Consider the following 12,903-nt stretch of genomic DNA (forward strand, 5'->3'; position numbering starts at 1 on the left):
TTTGACGACCCGCCGGACACGTGCACCCTGCATGCACAAGGCGCACCCGATACACCGGCTTACTTGGCGCTCAAGGCCAGCTTGGCAACCTGCGCTGCTGGCTGATAACCCGGAATCACCTGACCGTCGGCCAGGACAATGGCAGGCGTGCCGTTGACGCCGATCGACTGGCCAAGCTCGTATTGCTTGCTGACCGGATTGTCGCATTTGGCGGCCTTGATGTCCTTGCCATCGACCATGCGGTCCATCGCGCCTTTGCGGTCCTTGGAGCACCAGACGGCCTGCAACTGCTCGTCACCCGGAGAGCCAAGCCCCTGACGCGGGAAGGCCAGGTAACGGACTTCGACACCCATCTTGTTCAACTGAGCGACTTCCTGATGCAGCTTGTGGCAATACGGGCAGGTGGTGTCGGTGAATACCGTGATGTGAGACTTGGTCTCGCCCACCGCCGGATAGATCACCATCTCGGAAGCAGGAATGGCATTGATGGTCTTGGAAATGGCCAGACGCTCGGTCTTCTCGGTCAGGTTGACCGGCTTGCCGTTCTGCACCTGAAACAGATAGCCCTGAACCACGAATTGACCGTCGGCACTGGCGTAAAGGACGCGGCCACCCTTGAGCTTCACTTCGTAGAGGCCATTGAGGGGGCTCGGCGAGATGCTCTCGACCGGCAGCTGCAATTCCAGCGAGTCGAGGGTCTTGCGGATAGCCTGATCGGGGGCTGCATCAGCCAGGGCAGACATACTGAAGGTGCCGGCCAGCATTAAAGCGGCGGCAGCGAAAATCTGTGGCAAACGCATGAAAACTCCTATGACGGCGGACAGGCTGGCGACTGTCGAAAAAGGAGCGCCAGCCTTGATAGGCGAAACCGGCAAAGCCTACCACATAAGCCTCGCGGGGCCGACTCGGAGCGACGTAAGAAGCTTCGCAAAATGCGTCGTGAATCAGCCGCGCGGATGGTGCCTGGCGTGCATTTCCTGCAACCGCGCACGCGCAACGTGGGTGTAGATCTGCGTGGTGGAAAGATCACTGTGCCCCAGCAGCATCTGCACCACGCGCAAATCAGCCCCGTGATTGAGCAGATGGGTGGCGAAGGCATGGCGCAGGGTGTGCGGTGACAGGGATTTGCCGATGCCCGCAACCGTTGCCTGATGCTTGATGCGGTGCCAGAAAGTCTGCCGGGTCATCTGATCGCCGCGCGTGCTGGGGAACAGCACGTCGCTGGGTTTTCCGCCAAGCAACTCGTCGCGGGCACCGCGCAGGTAGCGCTCGACCCAGACGATGGACTCCTCTCCCATAGGCACCAGCCGCTCCTTGCTGCCTTTGCCCATCACGCGCAGCACGCCCTGACGCAGATTGACCTGCTCCAGGGTCAGGCTGATCAATTCGGTCACACGCAAACCGCAGGCATACAGCACTTCAAGCATGGCGCGGTCACGCTCGCCGATGGGCTCGCTCAGGTCGGGAGCAGCAAGTAATGCTTCGACGTCAGCTTCGGAAAGCGATTTGGGCAGCGGTTTGCCTAATTGAGGCATGTCGATCTGCAGGGTAGGATCGACAGAGATCAGCTTCTCGCGCAACAGATAGCGGTAGAAACCACGTGCGCCAGACAGGAAACGCGCCGTGGAGCGCGGCTTGTAGGCATTTTCAACGCGCCACGCAAGATGATCGAGAATGACTTCACGCCCGGCACTGATCAGGTCAACGTTGCGCTCCTGCAGCCAGCCGTGGAACAGCGCCAGATCACTGCGGTAAGAATCCCGGGTGTTGTCGGACAGCCCCTTCTCGAGCCAGAGCGCATCCAGAAACTGGTCAATCAAAGGGTGGTCGATGGCAGCCATGTTTACTCAGTGCGTGGGTCGGTAGACAAGGGATGAATCATCAAACAGCAGGCAGCAAAAAGGCAGCCCTGAGGCTGCCTTTTTTATGCATCGAAAAACTGTATCAGGACAGTTTTTCCTTGATGCGCGCTGCTTTACCGGACAGGTCACGCAGGTAGTACAGTTTGGCCTTGCGAACGTCACCGCGACGTTTCACAGCCATGCTGTCGATTTGCGGGCTGTAAGTCTGGAAAGTACGCTCAACGCCAACACCGTTGGAGATTTTACGAACAGTGAAAGCACTGTTCACGCCACGGTTACGCTTGGCAATTACAACGCCTTCGAATGCTTGCAGACGAGCGCGGTCGCCTTCCTTCACTTTAACCTGGACGACAATGGTGTCGCCTGGTGCAAAGGTAGGGATCTCTTTGGTCATCTGCTCTGCTTCGAGGGCAAGAATGATTTTGTTAGTCATGCTGGTGCTCCTAAGGTAATCCGTCTGGATCGACCATCGATACGTTAACTATCGTCCCGCTCGCGGATGTATTCCGCCAGCAGCTTCTTCTCTTCTCCAGAAAGCGAGCGGCTTTCCAGAAGATCAGCGCGTCGTTCATAGGTCCGCCCAAGGGACTGCTGTAAACGCCAACGCCGGATGTGCGCGTGATTGCCACTTAGCAACACGTCGGGAACACGCTGATCCGCATACACCTCAGGTCGGGTGTAATGCGGGCAATCCAGCAGACCGTCCGTGAAGGAATCTTCCTCCGCGGAGTCCACATGCCCTAAAGCTCCAGGCAGCAGCCGCGTAACCGCGTCAATCAGGACCATAGCCGGCAGCTCGCCACCGGAAAGAACATAGTCACCAATCGACCACTCTTCATCGACATGAGCATCAATAAAACGCTCGTCAATGCCTTCATAACGACCGGCGATGAGGATAATCGCTTCCTCCTGCGCCAGTTCGCGTACCGCAGACTGATTAAGCTTGCGGCCTTGTGGCGACAGGTAAATCACCTTCGCCGCATCCCCTGCCGCTTGCCTGGCCTGAACCAGAGCATCTTCAAGGGGCTTGATCTTCATCACCATGCCCGGACCACCGCCAAATGGGCGATCATCCACAGTGTGATGGCGATCAGTGGTGTAATCCCGCGGATTCCAACAAGTCAGCTGCAACAGCCCTTGTTTCACCGCACGGCTGGTAATGCCGTATTCGCTGATGGCGGAAAACATCTCGGGAAACAGACTGATGACTTCTATGCGCAGGCTGGCCATGGCATTCAGAAGTCCGCGTCCCAATCCACCTTCATCTCGCCAGCAGCCATATCGATTGCCAACACGCATTGCTCCGTATAGGGCAACAGGCGTTCGCGATCATCCAGGCTACCCGCGCAGGGCTTTACAACCATTACATCGTTCGAACCGGTTTCGAGCAGGTGATCGATTTTCCCGAGCAGTTGCCCAAGTTGGTCGATGACCTTGAGGCCTTCAAGCTGGTACCAGTAGTACTCGCCATCGTCCAGATCAGGGAACAGGTTACGCGGCACGCAGATTTCGTAACCGGACAGAAGACGTGCTTCTTCACGATCATCGAGACCCTTGAGCTTTGTGACCAGAAACTTGCTTTGCAAGCGTCCGCTGACCAGCTCCACCTGTTTATCAACGCTGCCTTCGCGCCGAAGCGTCCAGGTTTTGTAGTCCAACAGGTTTCCAATCGGATCAGTAAAGGAATAAACCTTCACTTCGCCGCGAACGCCATGAACCGAGTAAATCTTGCCAATGACGATCAGATCGTCGGCAGATGCAGGCGTCGCGTTCATAAGACTCAGGCCGCGGCCTTGGTCTTGTTGTGCTCTTTAAGCAGCTGGGCAACGCGCTCGGAAGTTTGTGCACCCACGCTCAACCAGTAGTTGACGCGTTCTTCGTTAACGGACAGACGGATTTCCTGACCACGGGCAACCGGGTTGAAGAAACCAACCTGTTCCTTGTGGGAACCGTCACGAGCGTTGCGGCTGTCGGTTACGGTCAGGTGGTAAAACGGGCGCTTTTTGGAGCCGCCAAGGGCAAGACGGATGGTTAGCATTGAACATCGTTCCTGTAGTCGGTGCTGCAAATCTAAGATGCACAGCGGGCATAGGTGCCCGAAAGGCCGCATATTCTAAGGAATATCCCGACTTTTGCAAATGTCTTTTTCCGGCGCCTATCGGCATGCCATCCAGATTTGCGAGGGAGCTGTCGGTATGACAGCCGGCAAAAGCCCGCATAGCGCGGGCTGACTGGGGGTCACCCCCCAGATGGGAAGCGTGCAAAGCCTCTTGCACGCGACGCAATTACATTTTTGGCATGCCGCCGCCGGGGAACATTCCACCCATGCCGCGCATCATTTTGGCCATTCCGCCCTTGGCGGAGAATTTCTTCATCATCTTCTGCATCTGTTTGTGCTGCTTGATCAGACGCCCGATGTCCTGAACCTGAGTGCCCGACCCCATTGCAATGCGGCGCTTGCGCGAGCCACTGACCAGATCCGGATCACGACGCTCGGCAGGGGTCATCGAGTTGATGATGGCTTCCATCTGCTTGAACTGCTTTTCCGCCGCGCCCTGGGCATTGCCCATCTGTGACAGGTTGACGCCGCCGATGCTCGGCAGTTTGTCCATGAGGCCACCAAGGCCACCCATGTTCTTCATCTGCTGCAGCTGGTCGCGGAAGTCTTCGAGATCGAAGCCCTTGCCCTTCTTGAGCTTTTTCGCCAGCTTGTCGGCCTTGTCCTTGTCGAGGGTCTGTTCGGCCTGCTCGATAAGGCTGAGCACATCGCCCATACCGAGGATGCGTGACGCGATGCGGTCCGGGTGAAACGGCTCCAGCGCTTCGCTCTTCTCGCCCATACCGATGAACTTGATCGGCTTGCCGGTAATGGCACGCACCGACAGAGCCGCACCACCGCGCGCATCGCCGTCGACCTTGGTGAGGATCACGCCGGTCAGCGGCAATGCGTCACCGAAGGCCTTGGCGGTGTTGGCCGCATCCTGACCGGTCATGGCATCGACCACGAACAGCGTCTCGGCCGGCTTGACCGCCGCATGCAGCGCCTGGATCTCGCCCATCATCTCGACATCGACGTGCAAACGACCGGCGGTATCGACGATGACCACGTCGATGAACTTGAGCTTTGCTTCTTTAATGGCAGCCTGGGCGATGTCCACCGGCTTCTGGCTGATGTCGGAGGCGAAGAACGTCACACCGATGTCATTGGCCAGGGTTTCGAGCTGCTTGATGGCCGCGGGACGATAGACGTCGACCGATACCACCATCACGGTTTTCTTCTTGCGCTCTTTAAGGAAGCGCGCCAGCTTGCCGGCAGTGGTGGTCTTGCCCGCACCCTGCAAGCCCGCCATCAGGATGACGGCAGGCGGCGTGACATTGAGTACCAGGTCTTCGTTGGCAGCGCCCATCAGGCTTTCGAGTTCTGCCTGGACGATCTTCACGAACGCCTGACCTGGCGTCAGGCTGCGCGACACCTCGGTGCCGACAGCGCGCTCCTTGACGTTGTTGACGAAGTCTTTGACCACCGGCAAGGCGACGTCGGCTTCGAGCAACGCCATACGCACTTCGCGCAAGGTATCTTTGATGTTGTCCTCGTTCAGCTTGGCCTTGCCAGTAACATGGCGCAGCGTCTGCGAGAGGCGGTCAGTCAGATTTTCAAACATGCGCGATCCTTTCAGGCTCTCGTCGAACCCCGGTTGATGCGGCCCGGCCCGTAATGCAGAAATGGCGCTCGGCGAGCCTGCGGCTTGAGCAGGTCGCGGATTATAGCGAAGACTCCGTCGCACGGACACCACGCAGACTGCTTCTGTGGTCTTTCGTGATTTACCGGTTCTATGCCAAACTCAGCGTCTTTTCAGGCCCGTCCATCAGGATCTATGTCCCCTTTGCCACCCAGCCTGCTTCCCAGCCTCGCCGCCGCCATCATTTATGCCGCTGCGACCGTCTATCAGAGCCTGCGTCTGAGCCAGGCCATCAAGCCCGACAAGCGGCTGCTTTGCCTGCTCGGTACGCTGGCGGTCATCGCCCATGCCATCGGTCTGTTTTCCCAACTGACGCACTCGGTCGGCCTTGGCCTGGACTTTTTCAACTCCGCCAGCCTTATCGCGGCTTCGGTGATCGTCGTCACCCTGATCGCCACGTCGCGCATCCCGGTGGAAAACCTGCTGGTGCTGCTGTTCCCTCTGGGAATGGTCACCGTATTGCTCGCCCAGTTCGCCCCTAGCGGGACTGTGCAGCCCATCATGGAAGAGCCCGGCATTCTCAGCCATATCCTGCTGTCGCTGCTGGCGTACGGGATGTTCACCATCGCCGCATTCCAGGCGCTTTTGCTGCTTTTGCAGGACTACCGGCTCAAGCACAAGCACCCTTCCGGGCTGATCAAGAACTTCCCGCCGTTGCAAACAATGGAAAGCCTGCTGTTCGGCTTCCTGTGGGCTGGCTGGTCATTGCTTTCGCTGTCGCTGATTTCCGGATGGCTGTTCGTCGAAAACCTGTTTGCCCAGCATCTGGTACACAAGACCCTGCTGGCCTGTCTGGCCTGGATAGTGTTCAGTGTGCTGCTGTGGGGGCGTAACCGCCTTGGATGGCGCGGTCACAAGGCCATTCGCTGGACCCTGGGCGGTTTCTGCCTGCTGATGCTCGCCTATTTCGGCAGCAAGCTGGTACGCGAATTCATCCTGCACATCTGACGGGCCCTGATCATGGATAATCTGCCCCTGGGCCCATTGCTCGGTGTCCTCGCCCTCCTCCTGCTTTGGGCCGGCCTGCTGACCGCAGTCGAAGCCGCTCATCATCAGGTCAAGGCGATGCGCGCCGCCAGCCGCCCGGAAAAATCGGCGCCACTCCCCGAGCTGGCGTTCAACCTGAACAGCCTGATTCTGGGCAATACGCTGATCAGGGTACTGATCACCGTCATCGCGACACTTATTGCCGCCAATTACTGGTTCTACAACGGCCCGACCGTGGCCTGGCTCGCAACCGTGAGCATCATGCTGGTGTTCGCCGAATACATGCCCCGTCGCCTGGCGAACCGCCATCCTGTCTCGACACTGCTGCTGGGCAACGGCGTACTGCGCATTCCGATGAAGATCGTCTGGCCGCTGGCCTACGTGTTCAATGTCCTGGCCAAGACACTGCTGCGTCCCTTCCTGTCACGCGCCGTACAGCAGCAGGATCAGGCTTTCGAGGACGACACGCAAAATACCCCGCGCAACGACGCTGCCCAGGAATATTCTCCACGCGCCAGCGTGCTGTCAGGCATTCGTGCGCTGGACAGCATTACGGTCAATGACATTCTGATCCCGCGCAACGAAGTGGATGGCGTCAATCTTGATGACCCCATGGAAATGATCATCGAACGCCTGATCATTTCACGGCACACGCGCCTGCCGGTCTATCACAACGACATCAATCAGGTGCAAGGCGTCATCAATACCCGCGACATCAGCCACCTGCTGCCCAAGGGCACCTTGACCAAGGAGCAGTTGCTGGCGGTCTGCTACGAGCCTTATTTCGTGCCGGAAAGCACCCCGTTGCAGTTGCAGTTGCTGAATTTCCACAAACAGCAACGGCGTCTCGGCGTGGTGGTCGATGAATACGGTGAAGTGCTGGGCATCGTCACCCTCGAGGATATTCTCGAAGAGATTGTCGGCGAGTTCGAAAGCGAGCAGCGGCTGGATAACCCGCACGTCAAACAACAGGAGGACGGGCGTCTCGAAGTCGAAGGCGCAGCGTCCATCCGCGATTTGAACAAGAGCCTCGGCTGGCACCTGCCGTCAGACGGTCCGAAAACCGTCAACGGCCTGGTTACCGAAGCGCTGGAGACCATCCCGGATGCTCCGGTCTGCTTGAAAATAGGGCCTTACCGGCTGGAAATCCTCGAGACCGAGGACAACCGCGTCAAACGTGTGGCCATGTGGCAGAACACGCTGGTGCGCACCTTCAAATAGCTGTCTGCCTTTAAATAGATCGCTGCACCGCCCTTGCCTCCCGGTCCATTCGGGTTACTCTGCTCGACGCTGCACCCACAATCACAATAAATGCATGCTTGCCGGAACTCTGTTCTTGCCGACCGGCAAGTCGACTGTCAGGAAATCCGCATGACCAGCACCCCGCTCTCTCGCGAAGATCACGACACCTACACAAAACCGGTGAACTCGACGACCCGCGTCGCCACGGCCAGCTTCATCGGCACGGCCATCGAGTTCTACGACTTTTACGTTTATGCGACCGCCGCCGCCCTGGTGATCGGTCCGGTATTTTTTCCACAGACGTCGGGCACTGCACAGATGCTGTCGTCATTTCTGACCTTCGGCATCGCCTTTCTCGCTCGCCCTCTGGGGTCGGCGCTGTTCGGTCACTTTGGCGACCGGATCGGGCGCAAGTCGACGCTGGTGGCCTCGCTGCTGTTGATGGGAATCTGCACCACGCTGATCGGCGTATTGCCCGGTTACGCGACCATCGGGGCATGGGCGCCGATTCTGTTGTGCGTGCTGCGCTTCGGTCAGGGGCTTGGCCTGGGGGGCGAATGGGGTGGCGCGGCGCTGCTGGCGACCGAGAATGCCCCGAAAGGCAAACGCGCCTGGTTCGGTATGTTTCCGCAACTCGGCCCCTCAATCGGCTTTCTCGCCGCCAACGGTCTGTTTCTGGCGCTGGCCATGACCCTCGATGACGAGCAGTTCCGTTCATGGGGCTGGCGGATTCCCTTCCTGCTCAGCACCGTACTGGTCATGGTCGGGCTGTACGTGCGCCTTAAACTGGAAGAGACACCCGTGTTCGCCAAGGCCATGGCTCGCCACCAACGGGTCAGCCTGCCAATCGTGGAGACCTTCAGCCAGCACTGGAAACCCATGCTGCTCGGTGCGGCGTCGATGGTGGTCTGCTACGCGCTGTTTTATATCTCGACGGTGTTTTCGTTGAGCTACGGCGTGGCCACGCTGGGCTATACCCGTGAAACGTTCCTGGGGCTGTTGTGCTTTGCGGTGCTGTTCATGGCGGCGGCCACACCACTGGCCGCATTGGCGAGCGATCGCTTCGGGCGCAAGCCGGTATTGATTGCGGGTGGCGTGCTGGCGATCCTGTCAGGCTTCACCATGGAGCCGCTGTTGACCCACGGCAGCACCTGGGCTGTGGCGCTGTTTCTGTGCATCGAATTGTTTCTGATGGGCATCACGTTCGCCCCGATGGGCGCGCTGCTACCGGAGCTGTTCCCGACACAGGTGCGCTACACCGGCGCATCGGCGGCCTACAACCTGGGCGGAATCGTCGGAGCGTCGGTTGCCCCCTTCTTCGCCCAGAAACTGGTGGCGATGGGTGGCCTGAGCTGGGTTGGCGGGTATGTGTCTGCAGCAGCGCTGATCAGCGTGCTGGCGGTGTTGAGCCTGAAGGAGACGCGGGACAGCGAACTTTAGGCTGGAAGTCCTGTTGAGTGCAGGCGACAAGAAATACGCGCAGCGTTGTTTCTTGCCGCCTGCGGCCTGAGCCTTACAACTTGACGGTTACTGCCTGCGAGGCACGAGTGGCCTTGGCACGGGCGGCTTCGATGGACTCGTCACGCGCCAGGGCAACGCCCATGCGGCGCTGACCGTTGACTTCCGGCTTGCCGAACAGACGCAATGCCGTGTCAGGCTCGGCCAGCGCGGCGCCGAGGTTGGCGAACGCGGTTTGCGTGGACTGGCCTTCGACCAGAATCACTGCCGAAGCCGAAGGGCCGAACTGGCGAATCAACGGAATCGGCAGGCCCAGAATTGCGCGCGCATGCAGGGCAAACTGGGACAGGTCCTGAGAAATCAGGGTCACCAGACCGGTGTCGTGCGGGCGCGGTGAGACTTCGCTGAACCACACCTGATCGCCCTTGATGAACAATTCAACGCCAAACATCCCGCGCCCACCCAATGCCTCGGTCACCGCCTTGGCAACGCGCTCGGACTCTGCCAGCGCAACCGGGCTCATGGCCTGCGGCTGCCAGGATTCCTGATAGTCGCCCTTTTCCTGACGATGCCCAACCGGCGCACAGAACGTGGTGCCACCGATGTGACGCACGGTCAGCAGGGTGATTTCGTAATCGAAGTCGATGAAACCTTCGACGATGACGCGCCCCTTGCCAGCACGACCGCCCTCTTGCGCGTAGTCCCAGGCTTTCTGTACGTCATCGGTGCTCTTGAGCAGGCTCTGCCCTTTGCCCGAAGAACTCATGACCGGCTTGACCACACACGGGAAACCCAGGTCTTCGACCGCCTTGCTGTAAGCCTCGAAGGTGTCGGCAAAGTGGTAGGGCGAGGTCGGCAGCTTCAGTTCTTCGGCGGCCAGACGACGAATGCCTTCGCGGTTCATGGTCAGCTGCGCGGCGCGTGCGGTCGGGATCACGGTGAAGCCTTCGGCCTCAAGCTCGACCAGCGTCGCGGTGGCGATGGCTTCGATTTCCGGAACGATGAAATCCGGCTTCTCGGCCTCGATGACTGCGCGCAGTGCCGCACCGTCGAGCATGTTGATCACATGGCTGCGATGCGCGACCTGCATGGCCGGAGCGTTCTCGTAGCGGTCAACAGCGATCACTTCAACGCCAAGGCGCTGCAGCTCGATCACGACTTCCTTGCCCAGTTCGCCGCTACCGCAGAACAGTACGCGCGTCGCGGTGGGCGACAGTGGAGTTCCGATTTGAGTCATCTCAGGTCCTCGTGAAGCAGATGTCGAGGGCTGCCCGCCGTATGCAAGCAACCGCTGTGGAGAAAGGCGCGCAATTTACCACGAAGCCCCGGCAAATGGGCGCTCAGCCTGGACAGGCACTGTTGCGAGCCCGCCAGGCCATGATCATCCAGACAATGGTAACGCCGGCGAACTTCGATGCCAGAGCGGTGAGCACGACCGGCGCCGTCAAGGCGTCGATCATGCCGAAGAAGATAAAGGTATCCAGTGGAATGCTGAGGGCAGAGCTGATCCACAACCGATCACGTAACGGGCGTCTGGTAATGCTGAACACCAGCCAGTCAATGCATTCGGAAACCGCAAACGCCGTGGCGCTGGCCAGCGCGATAGTGGGATCGCTGGTGACATAGGACAGGACCAGCGCCACGAGCATGGCAATGATCGCGCCATGGCCGAAGCGAATCTGCACCATGTCCCGCAACACGAACACCAGCCCGCCCCAGGCAGACCAGATCATGTCCAGATGCGGCGCACTGGAAAAGGCGAAGTTGATCAGCACGACACTGCTGATGTAAGCGATCAGGAAAAGCATGGAGGGTTATACGCTTGGGGAAACGGATGGCAATGATAGCAAAGCTGGCTGCCCACACGCTTCGCACTCAGTCTCAACTATAGTGCGACGCAGAGCGTCGAGAACTGCATTCCCACGCTGGAGCGTGCGGAACGATCATCGCAACTATCGTGCGACGCTCCGCCTCGGCATGCCTTTCCGGACGTTCTGCGTCCTCTTGACGACGCAGAGCGTCGAGAACTGCATTCCCACGCTGGAGCGTGCGGAACGATCATCGTAACTATCGTGCGACGCTCCGCGTCGCATGCCTTTCTGGACGCTCCGCGTCCTCTTCGTGACGCAGAGCGTCGAGAACTGCATTCCCATGCTGGAGCGTGCGGAACGATCATCGTAACCATCGTGCGACGCTCCGCGTCGGCATGCCGTTCTGGACGCTCCGCGTCCTCTTTGCGACGCAGAGCGTCGAGAACTGCGTTCCCACGCTGGAGCGTGCGGAACGATCATCGTAACTATCGTGCGACGCTCCGCGTCGGCATGCCGTTCTGGACGCTCTGCGTCCTCTTTGCGACGCAGAGCGTCCAGAACTGCGTTCCCACGCTGGAGCGTGAGCAACGATCATCGTAACTATCGTGCGACGCTCCGCGTCGGCATGCCGTTCTGGACGCTCTGCGTCCTCTTTGCGACGCAGAGCGTCCAGAACTGCGTTCCCACGCTGGAGCGTGAGGAACGATCATCGCAACTATCGTGCGACGCTCCGCGTCGGCATGCCTTTCCGGACGTTCTGCGTCCTCTTGACGACGCAGAGCGTCGAGAACTGCGTTCCCACGCTGGAGCGTGCGAAACGATCATCGTAACTATCGTGCGACGCTCTGCGTCGCATGCCTTTCTGGACGCTCCGCGTCCTCTTCGTCACGCAGAGCGTCGAGAACTGCGTTCCCACGCTGGAGCGTGAGCAACGATCATCGTAACTATCGTGCGACGCTCCGCGTCGGCATGCCGTTCTGGACGCTCTGCGTCCTCTTTGCGACGCAGAGCGTCGAGAACTGATCAGCGTGCCTCGCCCACTGTCCACATCAGGCCGCTGGCTCTGGCGCGCTCGTCGCAAAGACCGAGCACCACGCGGCGCTCGTCATTGCTCATGCGGCTCCAGCGGGTGATCTCGGTGACGGTTCGCTGGCAACCGGTGCATATATCCTGCTCGTCCAGTGCACAAATACTCACACACGGAGAACGGACCGGCTTTTCGATCGGGGTATCAGTGCTCATCAATCTTCCTGCACCACCAGGTCACGGGCGTAACGCTGGGCATTGTGTACGTAATGGGCTGCGCTGGCTTCAAGCATCTTCTTCTGCACGTCGGTAAGTTCGCGCACCACTTTACCCGGCGACCCCATGACCAGCGAGCCATCAGGAATGACCTTGTTTTCGCCGATCAGCGAATTGGCGCCGATGATGCAATATTTCCCGATCTTCGCCCCATTGAGGATGACCGCGTTGATGCCGATCAGGCTGTAATCGTCAACGCTGCAGCCATGCAGCATGGCGTTGTGGCCGATGGTCACGCCCCTGCCGATACTCAGCGGCGACCCCATGTCGGTGTGCATCACCGTACCGTCCTGCACATTACTGTTTTCACCAATGTGAATCAGCTCGTTGTCGCCACGCAATACCGCGCTGAACCACACACTCGCGCCGGCCTCAAGCCTGACATTGCCGATCAGCGTTGCATTGGGAGCCACCCAGCTCTGCGGATCAGTCTGAACACGGGATTCTCCCAGGCGAAATTTCATGCAGCCTCCTCGGGCGGGTCGTACTCATGGGGACGAA

The 12,903-nt window shown here is 59.4% G+C and carries 14 protein-coding genes; 3 read left to right on the forward strand and 11 right to left on the reverse strand.

What is annotated here, in order from left to right; genetic code table 11:
* Positions 1 to 59: 59 nt before the first annotated feature.
* The 7 genes from dsbC to ffh form a co-directional block, all read right to left on the reverse strand.
* Entirely contained in the window at positions 60 to 800 is a 741-nt protein-coding gene (gene dsbC, locus JOE33_RS07855) for a bifunctional protein-disulfide isomerase/oxidoreductase DsbC (protein WP_096138791.1), read from the reverse strand.
* Between the two features lie 144 nt (positions 801 to 944).
* Positions 945 to 1,841: a site-specific tyrosine recombinase XerD gene (xerD, locus tag JOE33_RS07860; RefSeq protein WP_054994298.1), complete on the reverse strand. Its 897-nt coding sequence runs from the start codon at positions 1,839 to 1,841 to the stop codon at positions 945 to 947.
* Positions 1,842 to 1,944: 103 nt separating this feature from the next.
* Positions 1,945 to 2,295 (reverse strand): 50S ribosomal protein L19, encoded by a 351-nt coding sequence (rplS, locus tag JOE33_RS07865; RefSeq protein WP_002552524.1) that lies wholly within the window; start codon positions 2,293 to 2,295, stop codon positions 1,945 to 1,947.
* A gap of 44 nt (positions 2,296 to 2,339) precedes the next feature.
* The gene (trmD, locus tag JOE33_RS07870) at positions 2,340 to 3,092 is read right to left on the reverse strand and encodes a tRNA (guanosine(37)-N1)-methyltransferase TrmD (protein WP_025258886.1); all 753 of its coding nucleotides are present in this window, start codon (positions 3,090 to 3,092) and stop codon (positions 2,340 to 2,342) included.
* A gap of 5 nt (positions 3,093 to 3,097) precedes the next feature.
* Positions 3,098 to 3,637: a ribosome maturation factor RimM gene (rimM, locus tag JOE33_RS07875; protein ID WP_004406396.1), complete on the reverse strand. Its 540-nt coding sequence runs from the start codon at positions 3,635 to 3,637 to the stop codon at positions 3,098 to 3,100.
* A 5-nt stretch (positions 3,638 to 3,642) separates the two neighbouring features.
* Positions 3,643 to 3,900, reverse strand: a complete 258-nt coding sequence (gene rpsP / locus JOE33_RS07880) for a 30S ribosomal protein S16 (RefSeq protein ID WP_002552521.1) — start codon at positions 3,898 to 3,900, stop codon at positions 3,643 to 3,645.
* A gap of 247 nt (positions 3,901 to 4,147) precedes the next feature.
* Positions 4,148 to 5,524, reverse strand: coding sequence for a signal recognition particle protein (gene ffh / locus JOE33_RS07885; protein WP_010427934.1), 1,377 nt, complete (start codon positions 5,522 to 5,524; stop codon positions 4,148 to 4,150).
* A gap of 213 nt (positions 5,525 to 5,737) precedes the next feature.
* Here ffh and ccsA point away from each other — a divergent pair, with 213 nt between their 5' ends.
* The 3 genes from ccsA (at position 5,738) to JOE33_RS07900 (ending at position 9,271) form a co-directional block, all read left to right on the forward strand.
* Complete coding sequence (ccsA, locus tag JOE33_RS07890) at positions 5,738 to 6,550, forward strand: cytochrome c biogenesis protein CcsA (protein ID WP_010427932.1); 813 nt, start codon at positions 5,738 to 5,740, stop codon at positions 6,548 to 6,550.
* A 12-nt stretch (positions 6,551 to 6,562) separates the two neighbouring features.
* The gene (locus JOE33_RS07895) at positions 6,563 to 7,810 is read left to right on the forward strand and encodes a CNNM domain-containing protein (protein ID WP_010427930.1); all 1,248 of its coding nucleotides are present in this window, start codon (positions 6,563 to 6,565) and stop codon (positions 7,808 to 7,810) included.
* A 150-nt stretch (positions 7,811 to 7,960) separates the two neighbouring features.
* Positions 7,961 to 9,271, forward strand: a complete 1,311-nt coding sequence (locus JOE33_RS07900) for an MFS transporter (RefSeq protein ID WP_187625108.1) — start codon at positions 7,961 to 7,963, stop codon at positions 9,269 to 9,271.
* Positions 9,272 to 9,344: 73 nt separating this feature from the next.
* On the opposite strand, the gene purT is transcribed toward JOE33_RS07900, so the two are convergent.
* The 4 genes from purT to JOE33_RS07920 all read right to left on the reverse strand — a co-directional run bounded on the left by purT (position 9,345) and on the right by JOE33_RS07920 (position 12,866).
* Positions 9,345 to 10,526, reverse strand: a complete 1,182-nt coding sequence (gene purT / locus JOE33_RS07905; RefSeq protein WP_010427926.1) for a formate-dependent phosphoribosylglycinamide formyltransferase — start codon at positions 10,524 to 10,526, stop codon at positions 9,345 to 9,347.
* 103 nt (positions 10,527 to 10,629) lie between these two features.
* Positions 10,630 to 11,097, reverse strand: coding sequence for a preQ0 transporter (locus JOE33_RS07910; protein WP_003391204.1), 468 nt, complete (start codon positions 11,095 to 11,097; stop codon positions 10,630 to 10,632).
* 1,026 nt (positions 11,098 to 12,123) lie between these two features.
* Entirely contained in the window at positions 12,124 to 12,342 is a 219-nt protein-coding gene (locus JOE33_RS07915; RefSeq protein WP_003415455.1) for a DUF1289 domain-containing protein, read from the reverse strand.
* On the reverse strand, positions 12,342 to 12,866 hold the full coding sequence (locus JOE33_RS07920; protein ID WP_122530338.1) for a gamma carbonic anhydrase family protein: 525 nt from the start codon (positions 12,864 to 12,866) through the stop codon (positions 12,342 to 12,344). The genes JOE33_RS07915 and JOE33_RS07920 overlap by 1 nt, the downstream gene beginning before the upstream one ends.
* Between the last annotated feature and the right edge of the window lie 37 nt (positions 12,867 to 12,903).

It is taken from the genome of Pseudomonas sp. PvP027, assembly GCF_017833005.1.
In the GTDB taxonomy this organism is placed as follows: Bacteria; Pseudomonadota; Gammaproteobacteria; order Pseudomonadales; family Pseudomonadaceae; genus Aquipseudomonas; species Aquipseudomonas congelans.

What these genes read in the sequence shown, in the direction of transcription:
- dsbC (WP_096138791.1), bottom strand. Translation starts at nt 800, where the DNA reads ATGCGTTTGCCACAGATTTTCGCTGCCGCCGCTTTAATGCTGGCCGGC.
- xerD (WP_054994298.1), bottom strand. Translation starts at nt 1,841, where the DNA reads ATGGCTGCCATCGACCACCCTTTGATTGACCAGTTTCTGGATGCGCTC.
- rplS (WP_002552524.1), bottom strand. Translation starts at nt 2,295, where the DNA reads ATGACTAACAAAATCATTCTTGCCCTCGAAGCAGAGCAGATGACCAAA.
- trmD (WP_025258886.1), bottom strand. Translation starts at nt 3,092, where the DNA reads ATGGCCAGCCTGCGCATAGAAGTCATCAGTCTGTTTCCCGAGATGTTT.
- rimM (WP_004406396.1), bottom strand. Translation starts at nt 3,637, where the DNA reads ATGAACGCGACGCCTGCATCTGCCGACGATCTGATCGTCATTGGCAAG.
- rpsP (WP_002552521.1), bottom strand. Translation starts at nt 3,900, where the DNA reads ATGCTAACCATCCGTCTTGCCCTTGGCGGCTCCAAAAAGCGCCCGTTT.
- ffh (WP_010427934.1), bottom strand. Translation starts at nt 5,524, where the DNA reads ATGTTTGAAAATCTGACTGACCGCCTCTCGCAGACGCTGCGCCATGTT.
- ccsA (WP_010427932.1), top strand. Translation starts at nt 5,738, where the DNA reads ATGTCCCCTTTGCCACCCAGCCTGCTTCCCAGCCTCGCCGCCGCCATC.
- JOE33_RS07895 (WP_010427930.1), top strand. Translation starts at nt 6,563, where the DNA reads ATGGATAATCTGCCCCTGGGCCCATTGCTCGGTGTCCTCGCCCTCCTC.
- JOE33_RS07900 (WP_187625108.1), top strand. Translation starts at nt 7,961, where the DNA reads ATGACCAGCACCCCGCTCTCTCGCGAAGATCACGACACCTACACAAAA.
- purT (WP_010427926.1), bottom strand. Translation starts at nt 10,526, where the DNA reads ATGACTCAAATCGGAACTCCACTGTCGCCCACCGCGACGCGCGTACTG.
- JOE33_RS07910 (WP_003391204.1), bottom strand. Translation starts at nt 11,097, where the DNA reads ATGCTTTTCCTGATCGCTTACATCAGCAGTGTCGTGCTGATCAACTTC.
- JOE33_RS07915 (WP_003415455.1), bottom strand. Translation starts at nt 12,342, where the DNA reads ATGAGCACTGATACCCCGATCGAAAAGCCGGTCCGTTCTCCGTGTGTG.
- JOE33_RS07920 (WP_122530338.1), bottom strand. Translation starts at nt 12,866, where the DNA reads ATGAAATTTCGCCTGGGAGAATCCCGTGTTCAGACTGATCCGCAGAGC.